Source organism: Pseudomonas sp. LW8, from assembly GCF_041956865.1.
GTDB lineage: Bacteria > Pseudomonadota > Gammaproteobacteria > Pseudomonadales > Pseudomonadaceae > Aquipseudomonas > Aquipseudomonas siliginis.
Genome location: NZ_CP168138.1, coordinates 5868859 through 5887725, shown reverse-complemented (window position 1 = coordinate 5887725; position 18867 = coordinate 5868859). Strand labels below are relative to the sequence as shown.

General features: G+C 59.9%; 21 protein-coding genes. 13 read left to right on the top strand and 8 right to left on the bottom strand.

The window, feature by feature from the left end:
* The first annotated feature begins 107 nt into the window (after window positions 1–107).
* Window positions 108–1025, top strand: a complete 918-nt coding sequence (locus AB9L16_RS26765; RefSeq protein ID WP_375122948.1) for a LysR family transcriptional regulator — start codon at window positions 108–110, stop codon at window positions 1023–1025.
* Here the strand turns inward: AB9L16_RS26765 and AB9L16_RS26760 are convergent.
* Entirely contained in the window at window positions 998–1324 is a 327-nt protein-coding gene (locus AB9L16_RS26760; protein ID WP_039757078.1) for a YqjD family protein, read from the bottom strand. The two genes, AB9L16_RS26765 and AB9L16_RS26760, sit on opposite strands and share 28 nt — an antisense overlap.
* 166 nt (window positions 1325–1490) lie before the next feature.
* On the opposite strand from AB9L16_RS26760, the gene AB9L16_RS26755 reads away from it, so the two are divergent.
* Both AB9L16_RS26755 and AB9L16_RS26750 read left to right on the top strand, forming a co-directional pair.
* Window positions 1491–1706, top strand: coding sequence for a dodecin (locus AB9L16_RS26755; protein WP_016772305.1), 216 nt, complete (start codon window positions 1491–1493; stop codon window positions 1704–1706).
* 129 nt (window positions 1707–1835) lie between these two features.
* Window positions 1836–2060, top strand: coding sequence for a DUF1161 domain-containing protein (locus AB9L16_RS26750; protein WP_071173980.1), 225 nt, complete (start codon window positions 1836–1838; stop codon window positions 2058–2060).
* Between the two features lie 164 nt (window positions 2061–2224).
* Here the strand turns inward: AB9L16_RS26750 and AB9L16_RS26745 are convergent, their stop codons facing one another.
* Entirely contained in the window at window positions 2225–3226 is a 1002-nt protein-coding gene (locus tag AB9L16_RS26745; RefSeq protein WP_375122947.1) for an LLM class flavin-dependent oxidoreductase, read from the bottom strand.
* 240 nt (window positions 3227–3466) lie between these two features.
* Here AB9L16_RS26745 and AB9L16_RS26740 point away from each other — a divergent pair, with 240 nt between their 5' ends.
* Both AB9L16_RS26740 and AB9L16_RS26735 read left to right on the top strand, forming a co-directional pair.
* Entirely contained in the window at window positions 3467–3898 is a 432-nt protein-coding gene (locus AB9L16_RS26740) for an OsmC family protein (RefSeq protein WP_016772308.1), read from the top strand.
* A gap of 240 nt (window positions 3899–4138) precedes the next feature.
* Window positions 4139–4378, top strand: a complete 240-nt coding sequence (locus AB9L16_RS26735; protein ID WP_095182274.1) for a DUF1161 domain-containing protein — start codon at window positions 4139–4141, stop codon at window positions 4376–4378.
* A gap of 7 nt (window positions 4379–4385) precedes the next feature.
* Here AB9L16_RS26735 and AB9L16_RS26730 read toward each other — a convergent pair whose 3' ends face one another.
* Complete coding sequence (locus tag AB9L16_RS26730) at window positions 4386–4805, bottom strand: hypothetical protein (protein ID WP_095182275.1); 420 nt, start codon at window positions 4803–4805, stop codon at window positions 4386–4388.
* Window positions 4806–4844: 39 nt separating this feature from the next.
* Window positions 4845–5267, bottom strand: coding sequence for a hypothetical protein (locus AB9L16_RS26725; protein ID WP_056791288.1), 423 nt, complete (start codon window positions 5265–5267; stop codon window positions 4845–4847).
* 58 nt (window positions 5268–5325) lie between these two features.
* Between AB9L16_RS26725 and AB9L16_RS26720 the strand changes: the two genes are divergently transcribed.
* The gene (locus AB9L16_RS26720; RefSeq protein ID WP_375122946.1) at window positions 5326–6402 is read left to right on the top strand and encodes an aminopeptidase; all 1077 of its coding nucleotides are present in this window, start codon (window positions 5326–5328) and stop codon (window positions 6400–6402) included.
* A 99-nt stretch (window positions 6403–6501) separates the two neighbouring features.
* On the opposite strand, the gene AB9L16_RS26715 is transcribed toward AB9L16_RS26720, so the two are convergent.
* Complete coding sequence (locus AB9L16_RS26715; RefSeq protein ID WP_024015022.1) at window positions 6502–7152, bottom strand: HAD family hydrolase; 651 nt, start codon at window positions 7150–7152, stop codon at window positions 6502–6504.
* 28 nt (window positions 7153–7180) lie between these two features.
* Window positions 7181–7726 carry a gamma carbonic anhydrase family protein gene (locus AB9L16_RS26710; protein WP_375122945.1) on the bottom strand — a complete coding sequence of 182 codons (546 nt, stop codon included), beginning with the start codon at window positions 7724–7726 and terminating at the stop codon, window positions 7181–7183.
* A gap of 89 nt (window positions 7727–7815) precedes the next feature.
* Here AB9L16_RS26710 and prlC point away from each other — a divergent pair, with 89 nt between their 5' ends.
* From prlC to AB9L16_RS26695, 3 genes are all read left to right on the top strand, one after another.
* Window positions 7816–9867 carry an oligopeptidase A gene (gene prlC, locus AB9L16_RS26705; protein ID WP_375122944.1) on the top strand — a complete coding sequence of 684 codons (2052 nt, stop codon included), beginning with the start codon at window positions 7816–7818 and terminating at the stop codon, window positions 9865–9867.
* Window positions 9864–10154, top strand: coding sequence for a YheV family putative zinc ribbon protein (locus AB9L16_RS26700; protein WP_016772316.1), 291 nt, complete (start codon window positions 9864–9866; stop codon window positions 10152–10154). Before prlC ends, AB9L16_RS26700 begins: the two co-directional genes overlap by 4 nt.
* A 113-nt stretch (window positions 10155–10267) precedes the next feature.
* Window positions 10268–12295, top strand: a complete 2028-nt coding sequence (locus AB9L16_RS26695; protein ID WP_375122943.1) for a M3 family metallopeptidase — start codon at window positions 10268–10270, stop codon at window positions 12293–12295.
* Window positions 12296–12300: 5 nt separating this feature from the next.
* On the opposite strand, the gene AB9L16_RS26690 is transcribed toward AB9L16_RS26695, so the two are convergent.
* Complete coding sequence (locus AB9L16_RS26690; protein WP_024015019.1) at window positions 12301–12948, bottom strand: tyrosine-protein phosphatase; 648 nt, start codon at window positions 12946–12948, stop codon at window positions 12301–12303.
* Window positions 12949–13228: 280 nt separating this feature from the next.
* Here AB9L16_RS26690 and AB9L16_RS26685 point away from each other — a divergent pair, with 280 nt between their 5' ends.
* From AB9L16_RS26685 to AB9L16_RS26675, 3 genes are read left to right on the top strand one after another with little or no spacing between them, the layout of a single operon-like run.
* On the top strand, window positions 13229–13972 hold the full coding sequence (locus tag AB9L16_RS26685) for a gluconate 2-dehydrogenase subunit 3 family protein (protein ID WP_056791272.1): 744 nt from the start codon (window positions 13229–13231) through the stop codon (window positions 13970–13972).
* A gap of 2 nt (window positions 13973–13974) precedes the next feature.
* On the top strand, window positions 13975–15759 hold the full coding sequence (locus tag AB9L16_RS26680) for a GMC family oxidoreductase (protein ID WP_024015017.1): 1785 nt from the start codon (window positions 13975–13977) through the stop codon (window positions 15757–15759).
* Window positions 15760–15771: 12 nt separating this feature from the next.
* Window positions 15772–17073, top strand: coding sequence for a cytochrome c (locus tag AB9L16_RS26675; protein ID WP_236167901.1), 1302 nt, complete (start codon window positions 15772–15774; stop codon window positions 17071–17073).
* 69 nt (window positions 17074–17142) lie between these two features.
* Here the strand turns inward: AB9L16_RS26675 and AB9L16_RS26670 are convergent, their stop codons facing one another.
* Entirely contained in the window at window positions 17143–17445 is a 303-nt protein-coding gene (locus AB9L16_RS26670; RefSeq protein ID WP_236167900.1) for a hypothetical protein, read from the bottom strand.
* A gap of 243 nt (window positions 17446–17688) precedes the next feature.
* Between AB9L16_RS26670 and AB9L16_RS26665 the strand changes: the two genes are divergently transcribed.
* A complete protein-coding gene (locus AB9L16_RS26665) occupies window positions 17689–18747 on the top strand; it encodes a PA0069 family radical SAM protein (protein WP_375122942.1) in 1059 nt (352 codons plus the stop codon).
* Window positions 18748–18867 lie beyond the last annotated feature (120 nt).

The window sequence follows — 18867 nt, the reverse complement described above, 5'->3', positions numbered from 1 at the left end:
CTCCAGGTGAATTCGGTCAGAAGACAATGACGACCACTCTACCCCTGACTTTCCAGGCTGAAAACCGATAAGATCGCCGCAACCTGTCAGGAAAACTCACAGATACCATGAGCCACGACCTTCCCCCGCTCAATGCCTTGCGCGCCTTCGAGGCCACCGCCCGTCTGAACAGCGTCAGTCAGGCTGCCGAGCAGCTGCATGTAACTCACGGCGCGGTCAGCCGCCAGCTGAAAGCGCTTGAAGAACATCTCGGCGTGAGCCTGTTCGTCAAGGACGGGCGCGGCTTGAAACTCACAGATGCCGGCGTGCGTCTGCGCGATTCCAGCGCAGAGGCGTTCGATCGCTTGCGAACTGTTTGTGCGGAATTGACCCAAAGCACTGCCGATGCGCCGTTCGTGCTTGGTTGTTCCGGGAGCCTGCTGGCGCGCTGGTTCATTCCGCGCCTGGGGCGGTTGAATGCCGATTTGCCTGATCTGCGACTGCACCTGTCGGCCGGTGAAGGCGATCTCGACCCTCGGCGCCCGGGACTCGATGCGCTATTGCTGTTCGCCGAGCCACCGTGGCCGGCCGATATGCAGGTCTACGAACTGGCGGCGGAACGCATCGGCCCGGTGATGAGCCCGTTATTCAGCGGTTATCAGAACCTGCACGACGCTCCTGGCGCAGAATTGCTCAAGCAGCCCTTGCTGCACACCACCTCTCGCCCGCAAGCCTGGCCCAGCTGGGCACAGCAAAACCACCTCGATTCCAAGGCGTTGAAGCTCGGGCAAGGTTTTGAGCATTTGTATTATTTGCTGGAGGCGGCTGTTGCAGGTCTCGGCGTGGCAATCGCACCGGAGCCGTTAGTAACTGAAGACCTGAAGGCGGGTCGCCTGGTTGCGCCGTGGGGCTTCTGCGAAACCCCGGCGCAACTGGCGTTGTGGCTACCCAAGCGCGCCGCGGACGGGCGCGCCCGGCAACTGGCGCAGTGGCTCAAAAACGAGCTGCGCCAGCCTGATCACTCACCGCGCTTGAACAAAAAGTAGGCAGCGAGCAGACCGATTGCACCGACAGCCACACCGGCTGTGGTCCAAGGATGTTCCTGCGCGTAATCACGAGTGGCAATGCCGGTCTCGCGGGTTTTCACTTTGACTTCTTCGTACGCGTCGCTGAGCAGATGACGGGAATGTTTCAATGCACTTTCGGCATTGCTTTTCAGCGCCTTGAGGGTCTTGCGCGACTCGTCCGAAGCATCGTCTTTCAAGCTTTCCAACGATTTGAGCAGACTCTCGATCTCGGCTTCCATGCTTTGCAACGAGGCTTTACGTAAAGAGGTGTTGGCCATGGTGGCTCTCCTGCATTGGTGATGAGTGGCGTGTGTTGGTTGGGACTTCACCACTTCGAGAAAGTGCAGAAATTCTGAACTTCGGCAGCGCAGAGGCGCCGAAATCAACAGTGCAATTGCCTGCTAGGCTCAATTTCACACGCCATTCCAACCCAAGGAGAACGCCATGAGTGACCATCACACGTACAAGAAAGTCGAGCTGGTCGGTTCGTCCACCACCAGCATCGAAGACGCCATCAACAACGCACTGGCCGAAGCCAACAAAACCCTGCGCAATCTGGAATGGTTTGAAGTGACCGAAACCCGTGGCCACATCGAAAACGGCCAGGTGGCGCACTTTCAGGTAACGCTGAAAGTCGGCTTCAAGATTGCCGCCAGCTGAGTTTGAGCTAGTCTTCTGAACTTGCGCGCTGGCCGAGTGCCATAGGGAATGGCAAAGCGCTACAAGGTGAGCGCATCGGGTGGATGACCCGATGCCCGCCTCATTCAATCCGACCAGGGAGTGCGACCGATGAAGAAGTTCATGTTGGCAGTAGGTTTGTTGAGCCTTGCGGGTGGTGCGTTTGCAGCCGGGAAGCCTTGTGAAGAGCTGAAAAGCGAAATCGCCGCGAAGCTCGACGCCAAAGGCGTATCCGGTTATTCGCTGGAAGTTGTCGACAAGGGTGCGGCCGCTGATGGCGACGTCGTCGGCAGTTGCGAAGGCGGCAGCAAGGACATCGTCTACAAGCGAGGTTGATTGCGCCTGAAATACAAAAGCCGACGTGGATGCGTCGGCTTTTTGGTGGACGATGATTTTCCGGGTAGGAGCTGCGGGACGCTGCGATCTTTTGATCTTGATTTCAAATCATAATCAAAAGATCGCAGCCTCGTTGCACTCGACAGCTCCTACAAGGGTTCGCGTTATCCCTTCATGACTTGGGCCAACAATTCGTAGGAATGGATGCGATCGGCGTGTTCGTAAAGATCACTGGTGAAAATCAGCTCGTCCGCCTGGGTCTGCTCGATCAACACCTCAAGCTTGGCGCGGATCTTCTGCGGGCCGCCGACCATGGCGAGACCGAGGAAATCGCCCACCGCTTCACGTTCATGGGGCAGCCACAGACCGTCCATGGTTTTCACCGGCGGACGCTGCACCAGGCTCTGACCACGCATCAGCGCAAGAATGCGCTGGTACACCGACGTCGCCAGATAATCGGCTTGCTGATCGGTATCCGCTGCCACCAGCGGCACGCCGAGCATCACGTACGGCTTGTCGAGCACCGCCGACGGTTTGAAGTGATTGCGGTAGATGCGGATCGCCTCGTGCATGAAGCGCGGCGCGAAGTGCGAGGCGAAGGCGTAAGGCAAGCCGCGCTCACCCGCCAATTGCGCACTGAACAGGCTTGAGCCGAGCAGCCAGACCGGCACGTTGGTGCCGGTGCCGGGCATGGCGATCACCCGTTGTTCCGGAGTGCGCGGGCCGAGGTAGCGCATCAGTTCGGCAACGTCTTCAGGGAAGTCGTCAGCGCTGCCCGAGCGCTCGCGGCGCAAGGCGCGGGCGGTCATCCGGTCAGAGCCGGGCGCGCGGCCCAGGCCCAAATCGATTCGCCCCGGATACAGGCTCTCGAGGGTGCCGAACTGCTCGGCGATCACCAGCGGCGCATGGTTGGGCAGCATTACCCCGCCAGAACCGACGCGGATCGTCGACGTGCCTCCGGCCAGATAGCCGAGCAACACCGAAGTTGCCGAACTGGCGATGCCGTCCATGTTGTGATGTTCGGCGACCCAGAAGCGCGTGTAGCCGAATTTTTCGGCATGTTGTGCCAGATCCAGCGAGTTGCGCAGCGATTGCGCTGCGCTGCCGTTTTCGCGCACTGGCACCAGGTCGAGGGTGGAAAATTTTACGTCGGACATTTTTTTCATGAACCTGCATCTCCGGGTGGGGAGGCAGGTTTTTCTTGCGAGCGAAAACCTGCCAAATCCATAAGCGTGTTTTATGGAATGAGGGCATATACCCGAGATTCAATAGCAGCGGCGAAATTTCCTACTAAAAAAGTCAACGATTCAGCCAGGCTGAACTTTGTTCCGCCGTCTATCCTCAGAAGCCTTGCTAGTAAAAACCGCGAAGGCGCGGCGTCCCGCGCCACATTTGAGGAGGCAGACATGGCTATCGTGAAAAAGGCATCGGCGCATTGGGAAGGCGATCTGAAAACCGGTCTCGGCTCGATCTCCACCGAAACCGGCGTACTGCGCGAAGCGCCGTACGGCTTCAAGGCGCGCTTTGAAGGCGGCAAGGGTACCAATCCGGAAGAACTGATCGGCGCGGCCCACGCCGGCTGCTTTTCCATGGCGTTTTCGATGATTCTCGGCGATGCCGGCCTGAAGGCAGACAGCATCGACACCAACGCTGAAGTCACCCTCGATCAGGTTGACGGCGGCTTCGCAATCACTGCGGTAAAGCTGATTCTCAAGGCGAAGATTCCAGGCGCAACTCAGCAGCAGTTTGAAGAACTGAGCAACAAGGCCAAGGAAGGTTGCCCGGTTTCCAAGGTGTTGAATGCGAAGATCACGCTTGAGGCTTCGCTGGTCAGCTGATTCGGCGTTTGCAGGGCTGACGCCTTCGCGAGCAGGCTCGCTCCCACAGGGGATTTGTGCACGTCGCGGATCCAGTGTGGGAGCGAGCCTGCTCGCGAAGGCAGTCTAGAAACCTGCTCAGCGGCCGGCAATTAATACAAGGTGTGAGCAAAGTCAGAACCCGCTCCGCAGAATTGTGGTCGAATAATCGACAGCAGCTTCAGCGCACACCCGTGCGCGCTGCCTCAAGGAGCTTCATCGATGAAACGTATTGGCTTGGCGATCCTTTGCAGTGCACTGGCCACTTCCGCTTTCGCAGCCCCCAAGGACTGCGAAAAGCTCAGAAAGGAAATCGAGGTCAAAATTCAGGCGAAAGCGGTCCCAACGTACACCCTGGAAATCATCACGGCGGAGGAGGCGAAGCAGCATGACTCGGCCATGATCGTCGGTACTTGCGAGAACGGCACCAAGCGAATCATCTATCAGAAAAACGATAGCTGATTGCCTATCACGGCACGCAATTGATCTGCCGCTCGTTGGCAACGATCTGCCCCTGACGATTGATCAAGCGTGCACTTGGCGTGAAGGCCAGCGATCGGGCCTCAAGGCGGTAACGCTGCCCGGCCTCGAAGTGTTCATAGGGCACGGTCATGTAACACAGCCGCTCTTGCGGATCGGTATCCATGCCCTGACCACCCCCGAATACTTCGAAGTCAAAGCGCACGGTGAGCTCATGACTACCGGGCGTCACCTGAAAAAACCGTCCGTCGCGCGAGCGCTGTTTATCCAGGCGCTCGGCCATCAGCACCTTGCCGCCGGGGGTAGGCATGGCGAAGTCGACCCAGGCTTTGTCTGGATCGGCCGCCGGCAACGGGCTCTGACAACCGGCGAGCACACTGGCGGCCAGCAATGTCGTCAACTTGCGCATGATCGATATCCTTAGACGGGATTTCCAGCATAGCGCCGATCAACTGCTCTGACAGCCCGCCGGTGTGCCCTGACCGACAACCTTGCGCTGTTCGTCATACAGCTTGGCCCAAGGCCTGAAGCCGATGCTGCCAGCCTGCAGCTGATAGCGCTGGCCGGCGTTGAAGTCCTTGAATTTCACGCTCAACTGGCAATCGCGCCACAGCGGTTCGGCAGTCGGGCCGATATTGGTGGCCTCGACCGGGAATTGATAGCGCACCTTCAGCTCATGGCTGCCGGGCTGCACTTCGAAATAGCGTTTGTCGATGGCCTGGGTGGCATCGACTTGAACGGCTTGCAGCGCCGTGTCGTGTTGGCGAGCGTCAAGATCGATCCAGGCTTGCGAGGGGTCGGGGTCGGGCATTCCGAATCCGGCACAACCGGCCAGCGTCAGCAGGCCTCCTGTCAGCATGAACATGCGCATAGCGGTGCTCCTTGAGGCGGGATAGTCTTGGGGCAGACTTTCCGGGGAATTTCTTATTTTGATCAGGCCGTTTTCCAGCCTTGGGTTACTTGATCGCGTTTTTCCGATTTTGTTTCCGGGTGTGTTGTTTTTGTTGCTCAACGGTTGCGCCAGCGTCAGCTATTACAGCCAGCTCGCCAGCGGCCAGTTGCAATTGCTGCGCGCCCGGGAGCCGGTGGAGAAGGTCATTGCCGACCCCAGCCGCGATGCCAAATTGCGCGCGCATCTGGCTCAATCACAAAAGGCCCGTACCTTTGCCAGCGAGCATCTGCATTTGCCGGATAACCAGAGCTATCGCCTGTACGCCGATATCCATCGCCCCTACGTGGTGTGGAATGTGTTCGCTACTCAAGAGTTCTCCCTGACACCGCAGAATCACTGCTTCCCGATTGCCGGCTGCGTGGCCTATCGCGGCTACTACAGCCAGAGCGCCGCCCGTGGCGAAGCGGCGATTCAACGTTTGCAGGGTATGGATGTGTCGATCGGCGGGGTCGAAGCGTACTCGACGCTCGGCTGGTTCAATGACCCGATCCTCAATTCGATGATGGGCTGGGGCGATGAACGACTGGCCACACTGATCTTTCATGAACTGGCGCACCAGAAGTTCTATGTGAAGGACGACACCGAATTCAACGAGTCATTTGCCACGTTTGTCGAGCAGGAAGGTACGCGGCAATGGCGCGCCTTTCGCGGGCTACCGGCAGAGTCGGATGCCAGGCTCAAGCAGCGTCATCAGTTCATCGAACTGGTACTCGCCACGCGCTCGCGACTGGAGACGCTGTATCCGCAGCCGCTGTCGGTTGAGCAGATGCGTGAGCGCAAAGCAGCTGAATTCGAGCGCTTGCGCCGGGAGTATCAGGTAACGCGCGACAGTCAGTGGGCCGGAGATAAGCGCTATGACGCCTGGGTCAATGCGCCGCTGAACAACGCGCGACTGTTGCCGTTCGGGCTGTATGACCAGTGGGTGCCGGCGTTTGCGGCGCTGTTCAGGCAAATGGATGGGGATTGGCTGAGGTTTTATGCCGAGGTTGAGCGGTTGGGACGGTTGCCGGTTGATGAGCGTAAGGCGGCGCTGGAAGCGCTGGCCCAGTCCTAAGGAACTCGGAGGCATAACGGCTCTTTCGCGAGCAGGCTCGCTCCCACATTGGATCGCGCTGCCTCTGTGGGAGCGAGCCTGCTCGCGAAGGCTATTTCATCAGCGCTGCAAAAACGCCTGATGCAACTCGTCCAAGGTTTCAAAGTGATAAGCCGGCGCCTCGGCATTCAGTTCTTCAAAACTGCCGAACCCATAGCCCACCGCCGCCGCATCCAGGCCATTGCTGCGCGCGCCGATCAGGTCGTGCTTGCGATCACCGATCATCAGGGTCTGTGCCGGGTCCAGACGTTCTTCCTCAAGCAGATGCGCAATCAGCTCAACCTTGTTAGTCCGCGTGCCGTCCAGCTCGCTGCCGTAGATCACTTTGAAGTGGCGGGCGAAGTCGAAGTGCCGGGCGATCTCGCGGGCGAACACCCACGGTTTGGACGTCGCGATGTACAACTGCCGCCCCTGCCCGCTCAAGGTTTCCAGCAACGGCGTCACCCCGTCGAACACCCGATTCTCGTAGAGGCCGGTGACCTTGAAGCGCTCACGGTAGAAATTCACCGCTTCCCAGGCCTTGGCCTCGTCGAAATCGTAAAACTGCATGAACGCTTGCAGCAGCGGCGGGCCGATGAAGTGTTCCAGTTTGCTCAGGTCCGGCTCGTCGATGCCGAGATTGGCCAAGGCAAATTGAATTGAGCGGGTGATGCCCTCACGCGGGTCGGTCAGGGTGCCATCGAGGTCGAACAGTACAGTCTGGTAATGCATGGAAATTCCCGAGCAGGTGTAGGGCGATTCAGAGCTGGTCGTAGCCTTCGGCCAGATGCAGGTCCTTGAGCTTGACGTAATTCGCCGCGCTGTAGGTGAAGAAGGCGTTTTCCTTTTCGGTCAGCGCCCGCACTTGCTTGACCGGGCTGCCGACATACAGGAAGCCGCTCTGCAGGCGCTTGCCCGGCGGCACCAGGCTGCCGGCGCCGATGATCACGTCGTCCTCGACCACGGCACCGTCCATGACGATGCTGCCCATGCCGATCAATACGCGGCTGCCAACGGTGCACCCGTGCAGCATGACCTTGTGGGCGATGGTCACGTCATCGCCGATCAGCAATGGAAAGCCGTCCGGGTTGAACGGGCCGGCGTGGGTGATGTGCAGCACGCAGCCGTCCTGCACGCTGGTGCGCGCACCGATGCGGATGCGGTGCATGTCGCCACGGATCACCGTCAGCGGCCAGACCGAGCTGTCTGCGCCAATTTCGACGTCGCCGATCACCACCGCCGAACCGTCGACGAATGCGCCGTTGCTCAAGCGGGGGGTGTGATTCTGGTATTTGCGAAGGGACACGATTAGTTCTCTCTCTGTCGCCGATAGCTGCGGTGAGTGTCGATTGTAATTAAGATGGGCGCATGTTTCTTCCAGCCAAGGTGCCAACCGTGAGCGTGAACAACCCTCTTTTGCAGTCCTACGACCTGCCGCCGTTCTCCACGATCCGTGCCGAACACGTCCTGCCCGCCATCGAAACCATCCTCGCGGACAACCGCGCCGCCATCGCCGAGATCCTCAAGACCCAGGGCAAGAACCCGACCTGGGCCGGTCTGGTGCTGGCGATGGACGAACTCAACGATCGCCTCGGTGCGGCATGGAGCCCGGTCAGCCATCTTAACGCCGTGTGCAACAGCGCCGAATTGCGTGAAGCCTACGAGTCGTGCCTGCCGGCTCTGAGCGCCTACTCCACCGAGATGGGCCAGAACCGCGAACTGTTCCAGGCGTATGAAGCGCTGGCCAACAGTCCGGAAGCTGCCAGTTTCGACGTCGCGCAAAAAACCATTCTGGAACACGCCCTGCGCGATTTCCGTCTGTCGGGTATCGATCTGCCGGAAGCCGAGCAGAAACGTTACGCCGAAGTGCAGAGCAAGCTGTCCGAGCTCGGCAGCCGCTTCTCCAACCAATTGCTCGACGCCACTCAGGCGTGGACCAAACATATTACCGATGAAGCCGCCCTCGCCGGCCTGACCGATTCAGCCAAGGCGCAAATGGCTGCCGCCGCCCAGGCCAAAGGTCTGGATGGCTGGTTGATCACTCTGGAATTCCCCAGCTATTACGCGGTGATGACCTACGCGCAAGACCGCGCGCTGCGCGAAGAAGTCTACGCCGCCTACTGCACCCGTGCCTCGGATCAAGGCCCGAATGCCGGCCAGAACGACAACGGCCCGGTGATGGAAGAGATCCTCGACCTGCGCCAGGAACTGGCCCGACTGCTGGGCTTCGCCAGTTTCGCCGAGCTGAGCCTGGCGACGAAAATGGCCGAATCCAGCGATCAGGTGCTGAGCTTCCTGCGGGATCTGGCCCAGCGCAGCAAGCCGTTCGCCGCGCAGGATCTGCAACAGCTGCGCGCTTACGCTGCCGAACAGGGCTGCGCCGATCTGCAAAGCTGGGACAGTGGTTTCTACGGTGAAAAACTTCGCGAGCAGCGTTACAGCGTCGCCCAGGAAACCCTGCGTGCCTACTTCCCGATCGATAAGGTCCTGAGCGGTCTGTTCGCCATCGTCCAGCGTTTGTACGGCATCGAGATCGCCGAGCAGAAAGGCTTCGACACCTGGCATCCGGACGTCCGCCTGTTCGAGATCAAGGAAAACGGCCAGCACGTCGGCCGCTTCTTCTTCGACCTGTATGCCCGCGCCAACAAGCGTGGCGGCGCATGGATGGACGGCGCCCGCGACCGTCGTCGCACCGTCGACGGCGTGCTGCAAAGCCCGGTGGCCAATCTGGTGTGCAACTTCACCCCGGCCGACAGCGGCAAGCCTGCGCTGCTGACCCACGATGAAGTGACCACCCTGTTCCACGAGTTCGGCCACGGCCTGCATCACCTGCTGACCCGCGTCGAACACGCTGGCGTATCCGGCATCAACGGCGTGGCCTGGGACGCGGTCGAGCTGCCGAGCCAGTTCATGGAAAACTGGTGCTGGGAGCCGGAAGGCCTCGCGCTGATCTCCGGCCACTACGAGACCGGCGAGCCACTGCCGCAGGACCTGCTGGAAAAAATGCTCGCGGCGAAGAATTTCCAGTCCGGGCTGATGATGGTGCGTCAGCTGGAGTTTTCGCTGTTCGACTTCGAACTGCACGCCACCCACGGCGATAGCCGCAGCGTGGCCCAAGTGCTGGAGGGCGTGCGTGACGAGGTGTCGGTGATGCGTCCACCGGCGTACAACCGCTTCCCTAACAGCTTTGCGCACATTTTCGCCGGCGGTTACGCAGCCGGTTACTACAGCTACAAGTGGGCCGAAGTGTTGTCCGCCGACGCCTTCTCGAAATTCGAGGAGGACGGCGTGCTCAACGCTGAAACCGGTCGTGCGTTCCGCGAAGCGATTCTGGCGCGCGGCGGTTCCCAGGCACCGATGGTGCTGTTCGTCGACTTCCGGGGCCGTGAGCCGTCGATCGACGCGCTGCTTCGCCACAGCGGCCTGAGTGAGGACGCGGCAGCATGAGCGACGGCCCTGTGATCACCAAGAAGCGCTTCATCGCCGGGGCGGTCTGCCCGGCGTGCAGCGAGCCGGACAAGTTGATGATGTGGAACGAAGACGGCGTGCCGCACCGCGAATGCGTGGCCTGCGGTTACTCCGACACGCTCAACGAGCAAGGCCTGTCGGTGCCCAAAGAGCTGGGCACGCGGGTCAATACCAGCGCGCTGAAGCCTGCCGCCGACAAAAAGGTTCAGGCGGTGCAGTTCTTCCCCAACCCCAAGTTGAAGAAAAAGCCCGACGAGCAACAATGACAACGACCGCTGCCTGCCGATCATCGTCGGCAGGTGGCGGTATCTATCCACCACCTTGCCTCTGCGCTTCCTGATTAGGCTGGCCAATCCAGCCCTCTCTCACGGAAGACGCCATGCCTGACACCAACCCACTCCTGCAACATTGGCAGTTGCCGCCCTGGGCGGCGATACGCGCCGAACATCTGCTGCCAGCAGTCGAGCGCATCGTTGCCGACAACCTGCTGATCATCGAAAACGTCATCGCCACTCAGGTCGATCATCCCAACTGGGACGACGTGGTAATTGCCATCGATGAAGCCGATGCGCGCCTGGATGAAACCATGGCGATCATCGAATTCCTCTCGATCAGTCATGCCGATGAGCCCCAGTGGTTGATGCAGGAAGCCCTGAGTACGCACGCCGCGCAGCGTTACAAGACTGCGAAGGCCGGCAATCGACAGTTGCTCCAGGTTTATCAACGATTGGCACAGAGCTCCATAGCCGCTAGCTTCAGTGATGCACGCAAAGCCTCGCTGGCGAAAATCCTGCGCCGGTTTCACTTGGCGGGAAGCGAATTGTCGAGTGCGCAGCGCAAGGATCTGGCGCGATTGAACGGCGAAATCGATCTGCTGGAAAAGCGCTTCATGAGCAACCTCAGATCGGTCAACGCGGCATGGAGCAAGGACATCGACGATGCCGCGCTATTGGCGGGACTGCCGGCCGAAATGCAGGCGCATCTGGCCGCCAATGCCCACAAGGCCGGCCTGCCCGGGTGGCGGCTGACCCTGGATCAGAACACTTACCAACAGGTCATGAGGCGGGCACAACACCGCGGACTGCGCGAGGAGTATTTCAAAGCCTGGTGCACCCGCGCTTCGGATCAGGGGCCACACGCCGGTCGCTTCGATAACGGGCCGGTTTTGCAGACGCTGCTGGCCGCACGTCATGCCAAAGCCCGGCTCTTGGGTTTTGACAACTTTGCCCATCTGCGCCTGCACAACCGTATGGCTACCGGTACCGATCAGGTTGGCCGTTTTCTGCGCCAGCAGATCGCCCGCAATGCCGTGTCACTGGCGGGCGAGACCGATGATTTGCAGGCCTTGGCCCGCGAGCACGGGGTTGAACAGCTACAAGCGTGGGATCACGATTTCCTCGCCGAGCAATTACGCCTGAAGCAGTCCGGCGGCGCGGAGCAGGACCTGCGCGAGTTCTTCGCGCTGCAAGCCACACTGCACAGCCTCTGCCGTTTCAGCGAGCATATGTTCGGTATCAGCATCAGCGAAAATACCGTCCACGAGCGTTTCGCAGAAAATGTTCGCCTGTTCGAAATCAGCGAGCGTCAGCAACCGGTTGGTTACATCTACATCGACCCGTTCCACCGCGACGCGGGCAACGACTATGCCTGGACCGGTGTACTGCGCAATCGACGGATCACCGCCGAAGGCCGACCATTACTGCCGATTGCCTCGCTTCAATGCAATTACCCGGCAGCGGAAAACGGGCAAACGTACCTGCTGGATCCGCAGGATCTGCGCGTTCTGCTGCACGAATTCGGCCATTGCCTGCATCACGTGCTGACGCGTTCGCCGCATTACAACCTGTCCGGCATTTCGCATCTGAGCCGCGACGCTGCCGAGTTTGTCGGGCAACTGTTCGAAAAATGGGCGTTATCCGGGCAATTCCTGCGCTGGCTGGGTACGCATCACCAGAGCGGTGAACGTCTCTCCGAAGCGCAGGCCAATACCGCGTTTTCCGCCACAGGCATCCAGCGCAGCCGGGAGACGGCAATGCTGTTGCTGAACGCGCTGGTCGACTTCGAACTGCACCGCTGTCACGGTGACGGTCGCACTGTTCAGCAAGTAGTCGAGGATGTGCAAAGTGAGTTCGCGCACCTGTCCATCCCGGCCTACTGCCGCTTCGCCAACAGCTGCGATTATCTGGTTACCGGTTATGAGGCTTCGCTGTACGCCTACAAATGGTCGGGTGTGCTGGCGAGCGAGGCGTTCAAGCGCTTCGAACGTGAAGGTCTGTTCAACGAACAGACGGGCCGCGACATGCGCGAACACCTGCTCTCGGGGGACAGGCAGGCACTGCCCGCCGCACTGCAAGCCTTTCTCGGAAAACCCATCGACAACGCGCTATTTCCTGCGCCAGCCGCTTGAGCTGATCAACGCTGAACGTGGGCCGAGTCGAACCAGCTCTTCATCGAACACATGGCGAATGCACTGGTGCTGCATTCGCCATTGATCAAGGCTTCATGCAACCGATCGACATCGGCCTGCATCACGTAGCGCACGCTGTCGTGGAAATGCTGACTGTCACCAAAACCGCCCTCGGTCATTTCCTTGAGCGCCTGCTCTTTACTCCAGCCCTGTACCACCACGCGGTACATCGCCGCCATCAGTCCGGTGCGGTCAGAACCGTGCTTGCAGTGCATGAGCACCGGGCCGTCGGCTTCGGCGGACTGAATCGCGCGCAGAGCCTTGAGCACATCGCTGTCGTCGACGTGATTGGTGCGATACGGCAGTTGCACCTGCTTGATGCCCGGCGCGGAGAGCCAGTCGCTATCAGCGTCAGGCAGGAAGTTGATCACCGTGACGACATGCAGATCGTTCAACAGCGGCACCGCACTGCGGCTGGGCAAGGCGCTGCGATACAGCGTCGGTGACATGCGGAACAGGTTGAACTGCGCCTCAACCGGCTGTGCCCACTCGGCCGGGCGAGATGGCGTGGCGTCGGCCGCCCGGGCGGCAATGCCATGCAACAGTGCAACAAGCGAAAAACATAACGCGGGGAAAAAGCGCACTCGAGACATGCTGGGCTGACCGTTTCGGCAATCTTCATGGGAGGAATTGCAGCTTCGCGTTTGAGCGGTCAACGCGCCGTGAGCCGGCCGTCAAAGAAACGTGAATCGTCGCCGCGCCGGGCTTTTTTCCGTGCAAACGGTTTTTCTTGATGCTTAGCCTGCTACCATTTGTCACATGATGTTGCAGAGGGATCGGCCTTTACCCGACCGAACCCTGATCGTCGCAACGCAAAATTCCTCGAGCTGCTCGCAGAAGCGGCTGACTTCTATGCCTGATGAGGTGCCCCCCATGTCTGATCAAGATCGAGACAACCCGCGGCGTGAGTTCTTGCGCAAATCCCTGACCCTGATTCCGGTGGTCACGCTTGCCGGTACCGGCCTGGGCAGCAGCGTGCTGCAAGCCGCACCTGAAAGCACACCGGCGCCGGCCGCAGCAAAACCGGCCTCTGTCGCTGGTGACTATCAGCCGAGCTTTTTCACCGCTGAAGAATGGGCATTCATCAATGCCGCCGTCGCCCAGTTGATCCCCAACGACGCGCAAGGCCCCGGTGCCCTCGAAGCCGGCGTGCCGGAATACATCGACCGCCAGATGAACACCCCGTACGCCGCCGGTGCCCTGTGGTACATGCAAGGCCCGTTCAATGCCGACGCGGCACCGGAGATGGGCTGGCAGAGCAAACTGGTGCCCAAAGACATCTATCGCCTCGGCATCGCCGCCACGGATCAGTGGGTAAAAGGTTTGAGCGGTAAAACATTTGCCGAGCAAGACAGCGCTACCCGAGACGATTTGCTCAAGCAACTGGAAGCCGGCAAGCCGCAGTTCGATGCGGTGCCGGCGAAGATTTTCTTCAATCTGCTGCTGCAAAACACCAAGGAAGGGTTCTTCTGCGACCCGATCCACGGTGGCAATAAAGGCATGGTCGGCTGGACCATGATCGGTTTCCCCGGCGCCCGCGCCGATTTCATGGATTGGGTGGAACGCAACGAGCAATACCCCTTCCCGGCAGTGTCGATTCGCGGCGAGAGGGCGTAAGCATGGCAACGGTAATGAAGAAGGTTGATGCAGTTATCGTCGGTTTCGGCTGGACGGGCGCGATCATGGCCAAGGAGCTCACCGAGGCGGGCCTCAACGTGCTGGCGCTGGAGCGCGGGCCGATGCAGGACACCTACCCCGACGGCAACTATCCACAGGTGATCGACGAACTCACCTACAGCGTGCGCAAGAAACTCTTTCAGGACATCTCCAAAGAGACGGTGACCATTCGCCACAGCGTCAACGACATCGCCCTGCCCAACCGCCAGTTGGGCGCGTTTTTGCCGGGTAACGGCGTCGGCGGCGCCGGTCTGCACTGGTCGGGCGTGCACTTTCGCGTCGACCCGATCGAGTTGCGTATGCGCAGCCACTACGAAGAACGCTACGGCAAAAGCTTCATCCCCAAAGACATGACCATCCAGGATTTCGGCGTCAGCTATGAAGAGCTGGAACCGTTTTTCGACTTCGCGGAAAAAGTCTTCGGCACCTCCGGCCAGGCCTGGACGGTGAAGGGCCAACTGGTCGGTCAGGGCAAGGGCGGCAACCCATACGCGGCGGATCGTTCCAACCCGTTCCCGCTTGAAGCGCAGAAGAACACCGTATCCGCACAGCTGTTCGGCAAGGCGGCTACAGAAGTCGGTTACAAACCCTACAACCTGCCTTCCGCCAATACTTCCGGGCCGTACACCAATCCCTACGGCGCACAGATGGGGCCGTGCAATTTCTGCGGGTTCTGCAGCGGCTACGTCTGCTACATGTATTCCAAAGCCTCGCCGAACGTGAACATTCTGCCGGCGCTCAAGCCCCTGCCGAATTTCGAGCTGCGGCCCAACTCCCATGTGCTGCGGGTCAACCTCGACAGCAGCAAGTCCAAAGCGACCGGCGTCACCTACATCGACGGCCAGGGCCGCGAGATCGAGCAGCCGGCGGATTTGGTGATCCTCGGCGCATTCCAGTTGCACAACGTGCGTCTGATGCTGCTGTCCGGGATCGGCAAACCGTACGACCCGATCAGCGGCGAAGGCGTGGTCGGGCGTAACTTCGCCTACCAGAACATGGCCACCATCAAGGCCTTCTTCGACAAGGACACCCACACCAACAACTTCATCGGCGCTGGCGGCAACGGCGTGGCGGTGGACGATTTCAACGCCGACAACTTCGACCACGGCCCGCACGGCTTCGTCGGCGGTTCGCCGATGTGGGTCAACCAGGCTGGCAGTCGACCGATTGCCGGCACCTCGAACCCGCCGGGCACACCGGCCTGGGGCAGCGCATGGAAACGCGCCACCGCCGATTACTACACCCACCAGGTGTCGATGGACGCCCACGGCGCGCATCAGTCCTACCGTGGCAACTACCTCGACCTCGATCCGGTGTATCGCGATGCCTACGGCCTGCCGCTGCTGCGCATGACCTTCGACTGGCAGGAAAACGACATCAAGATGAACCGCTTCATGGTCGAGAAAATGGGCAAGATCGCCCAAGCCATGGGCCCGAAAGCCATTGCAGTGATCGGCAAGCAGGTCGGCGATCACTTCAACACCGCCTCGTACCAGACCACCCACCTCAACGGTGGCGCGATCATGGGCACCGATCCGAAGACCAGCGCCCTGAACCGCTATTTGCAGAGCTGGGACGTGCACAACGTATTCGTCCCGGGCGCCTCGGCGTTCCCGCAGGGCCTGGGCTACAACCCGACCGGGCTGGTGGCGGCGCTGACCTACTGGTCGGCAAAAGCGATCCGCGAGCAATACCTGAAAAACCCCGGCCCGCTGGTGCAGGCTTAAGGAGCGATGACCATGAAAACCCTCGTTATCGCCACCGTCGCCCTGCTCGGCAGCACTGCAATTTATGCGGCCGATGTTGATCAAAATCTGATCAAGCAAGGCGAATACCTTGCCCGCGCCGGCGACTGCGTGGCCTGCCACACGGCCAAGGGCGGCAAGCCGTTCGCCGGCGGTCTGCCGATGGAGACGCCGATCGGCACGATCTACTCGACCAACATCACCCCGGACAAGACCGGTCTGGGCGACTACAGCTTCGAAGACTTCGATCAGGCCGTGCGCCACGGTGTGGCCAAAAACGGCAGCACGTTGTACCCGGCGATGCCGTATCCGTCCTACGCGCGGGTCAACCAGGCCGACATGCAAGCGCTGTACGCCTACTTCATGCACGGCGTCGAACCGGTGGCGCAGGAGAACAAGGCCAGCGACATTCCCTGGCCGTTGAGCATGCGCTGGCCGCTGATGGGCTGGCGCTGGCTGTTTGCGCCGAAGGTCGAGGATTACCAGGCCACATCGGCCGATCCGGTGATCGATCGTGGCGCATACCTGGTCGAAGGCCTCGGCCACTGCGGTGCCTGTCATACCCCGCGCGCGCTGACCATGCAGGAAAAATCCCTGAGCGCGGCGGACGGCAGCGAATTCCTCGCCGGCAGTGCACCGCTGGAAGGCTGGATCGCCAAGAGCCTGCGCGGCGATCACAAGGATGGCCTCGGCAGCTGGAGCGAAGAACAACTGGTGCAGTTCCTCAAGACCGGGCGCAGTGATCGCAGCGCAGTGTTCGGCGGCATGAGCGATGTGGTCACCCACAGCATGCAGTACATGAGCGACGCCGACCTCACCGCGATTGCCCGATATCTCAAATCGCTACCGGCCAATGATCCAGCGGATCAGCCGCATCAGTACGATGAGAAAGTCGCCAAAGCGCTGTGGAATGGCGATGACAGCCAGCGTGGCGCGTCGGTGTACATCGACAACTGCGCAGCCTGCCACCGTACCGACGGCCATGGCTACACCCGGGTGTTCCCGGCGCTGGCGGGCAATCCGGTGCTGCAGACGGATGACCCGACATCGCTGATCCACATCGTGCTCAAGGGCGGGACTTTGCCGGCAACGCACACCGCGCCATCGACCTTCACCATGCCCGGTTTCGCCTGGCGCCTGTCGGATCAGGAAGTCGCGGATGTGGTGAGTTTCATTCGTGGCAGCTGGGGCAACAAGGGTGCGCCGGTCAGTGCCAAAGATGTTGCACACCTGCGCAGTGAAGACATGCAAACCACCTCTGGTGATGATCTCGGCCAGGTCACCCAGCACAACTAAGAACTAACCCCCTGCATGATGTCTTCATGCAGGGGGTTTTATTTATGGATGTGTGGCAACTATTTCTGCTTATGGATTAATGATGGCCACATAAGCTTTGGCCAATGCGATCAACTTTGCCTTGTCATCGCGATCAATATCGCCGTCGCCATCGACATCTTTCTTGTTCGTGCGAATGGTGAATGTTTGGCCTTTGTCGGCAGATACCGCCACGACGTAGATCGAATCGACCAGAGTCTCGGTGGAAAGCTCTTGCTCCGCGTTCCAGCCCAGTTCCTTGCGCGCCAGCTGTAGCGAAACAATAGTGTTGGAGTCGGTGATGCTGGGCCGCGTCATTTGCAGAAAAACACCACGTTGATTCAAATAAGACATTCAATTAAATCCCTTTAATTAGTTGGCCGGAGTCTGTTGCCGGGAAGTCCAGAGCCTATATAGCGGATTTGAGTTCAGCAATTGAGCATCTGTATCTTCGATTGTCGTCAATCAGCGAAGATTATCTGACGAACAACTTTACCAACGAGCGGCACCGCAATTTCAATAGCGTCGCTGAACGGTACTGGATCATAGCGCACAGCCTCGGATACTGTATGCATATACAGAGCAGAGGTTCGTTCGATGATCACTTCAGTCCCGCCCCGCGGTCGCGGCACCGCAACCAATCCGCACAACCGCTTTGCGCCGAGTCGTTCGGTGGCCGAGGACGATGGCTGGTATCAGGAAGTGCCAGAGACGCAAAACACCGAAGTGATCATCGAGAAGGCCAAATCGATCATCAGCCGCAACACCTCGCCGGATCTGCCCTTCGACCGTTCGATAAATCCCTATCGCGGCTGCGAACACGGCTGTATCTATTGCTACGCACGCCCCAGCCACGCCTATTGGGACATGTCGCCGGGCCTGGATTTCGAAACCCGGCTGATTGCCAAGACCAATGCCGCCCAGGTCCTCGAGGAACAGCTGAGCAAACCCGGCTATCAATGTGCGCCGATCAATCTCGGCTCCAATACCGACCCGTATCAGCCCATCGAGCGCGAATACAAAATCACCCGTCAGACCCTGGAAGTGCTGCTGCGTTACCGGCATCCGGTGACCATTGTCACCAAAGGTTCGCTGATTCTGCGCGATCTCGATTTGCTGACCGAGTTGGCGCAGCAACGGCTGGTGTCGGTGATGATCAGCCTGACCACCCTGGACGACGAACTTAAACGCATCCTTGAACCGCGCGCCGCTGCGCCCAAGGCACGCTTGCGCGCGATCCGGGTGATGCGCGAAGCAGGCATTCCAGTCGGCGTGCTGTGTTCGCCGATGATTCCGATGATCAATGACAGTGAAATCGAAAGCCTGCTCAACGAGGCCCACGCCGCCGGTGCGCAAAGCGCTGCCTACATGATGCTGCGCCTGCCGCTGGAAGTCGCGCCGCTGTTCGAGGAGTGGTTGCAGGCGCACTATCCGCAACGTGCCGCCCATGTGCTGAGCCTGATCCGCCAGAGTCGCGGCGGTGAACTCTACGACAGTCGATTCGGCGCGCGGATGCGTGGTGAAGGGCCGTTTGCCGACCTGCTCGCACAAAGATTTGCCAAGGCCATCAAAAAGCTTGGCCTGAACAAACGCGAGGGCTATAACCTCGACTGCTCGGCCTTCTGTCCGCCGGGTCGCCAGATGTCGTTGATTTAGCGACAATTGGCTTTGGGTTGACGGGTTGGAATCCTTCCGCCGAAACACGCCGGTCACGTTTTTTGTGACCTGGAACACACGTTCTAGAGCGTTTGATTCAGTTTCAGTTAAGTTTCGGCG

Coding starts and splice junctions, on each gene's coding strand:
- AB9L16_RS26680 (WP_024015017.1), top strand. CDS start 13,975: ATGGCAACGGTAATGAAGAAGGTTGATGCAGTTATCGTCGGTTTCGGC.
- AB9L16_RS26725 (WP_056791288.1), bottom strand. CDS start 5,267: ATGCGCATGTTCATGCTGACAGGAGGCCTGCTGACGCTGGCCGGTTGT.
- AB9L16_RS26755 (WP_016772305.1), top strand. CDS start 1,491: ATGAGTGACCATCACACGTACAAGAAAGTCGAGCTGGTCGGTTCGTCC.
- AB9L16_RS26700 (WP_016772316.1), top strand. CDS start 9,864: ATGAGCGACGGCCCTGTGATCACCAAGAAGCGCTTCATCGCCGGGGCG.
- AB9L16_RS26735 (WP_095182274.1), top strand. CDS start 4,139: ATGAAACGTATTGGCTTGGCGATCCTTTGCAGTGCACTGGCCACTTCC.
- AB9L16_RS26745 (WP_375122947.1), bottom strand. CDS start 3,226: ATGAAAAAAATGTCCGACGTAAAATTTTCCACCCTCGACCTGGTGCCA.
- AB9L16_RS26665 (WP_375122942.1), top strand. CDS start 17,689: ATGATCACTTCAGTCCCGCCCCGCGGTCGCGGCACCGCAACCAATCCG.
- AB9L16_RS26760 (WP_039757078.1), bottom strand. CDS start 1,324: ATGGCCAACACCTCTTTACGTAAAGCCTCGTTGCAAAGCATGGAAGCC.
- AB9L16_RS26690 (WP_024015019.1), bottom strand. CDS start 12,948: ATGTCTCGAGTGCGCTTTTTCCCCGCGTTATGTTTTTCGCTTGTTGCA.
- AB9L16_RS26685 (WP_056791272.1), top strand. CDS start 13,229: ATGTCTGATCAAGATCGAGACAACCCGCGGCGTGAGTTCTTGCGCAAA.
- AB9L16_RS26695 (WP_375122943.1), top strand. CDS start 10,268: ATGCCTGACACCAACCCACTCCTGCAACATTGGCAGTTGCCGCCCTGG.
- AB9L16_RS26750 (WP_071173980.1), top strand. CDS start 1,836: ATGAAGAAGTTCATGTTGGCAGTAGGTTTGTTGAGCCTTGCGGGTGGT.
- AB9L16_RS26730 (WP_095182275.1), bottom strand. CDS start 4,805: ATGCGCAAGTTGACGACATTGCTGGCCGCCAGTGTGCTCGCCGGTTGT.
- AB9L16_RS26765 (WP_375122948.1), top strand. CDS start 108: ATGAGCCACGACCTTCCCCCGCTCAATGCCTTGCGCGCCTTCGAGGCC.
- AB9L16_RS26670 (WP_236167900.1), bottom strand. CDS start 17,445: ATGTCTTATTTGAATCAACGTGGTGTTTTTCTGCAAATGACGCGGCCC.
- AB9L16_RS26675 (WP_236167901.1), top strand. CDS start 15,772: ATGAAAACCCTCGTTATCGCCACCGTCGCCCTGCTCGGCAGCACTGCA.
- AB9L16_RS26740 (WP_016772308.1), top strand. CDS start 3,467: ATGGCTATCGTGAAAAAGGCATCGGCGCATTGGGAAGGCGATCTGAAA.
- AB9L16_RS26715 (WP_024015022.1), bottom strand. CDS start 7,152: ATGCATTACCAGACTGTACTGTTCGACCTCGATGGCACCCTGACCGAC.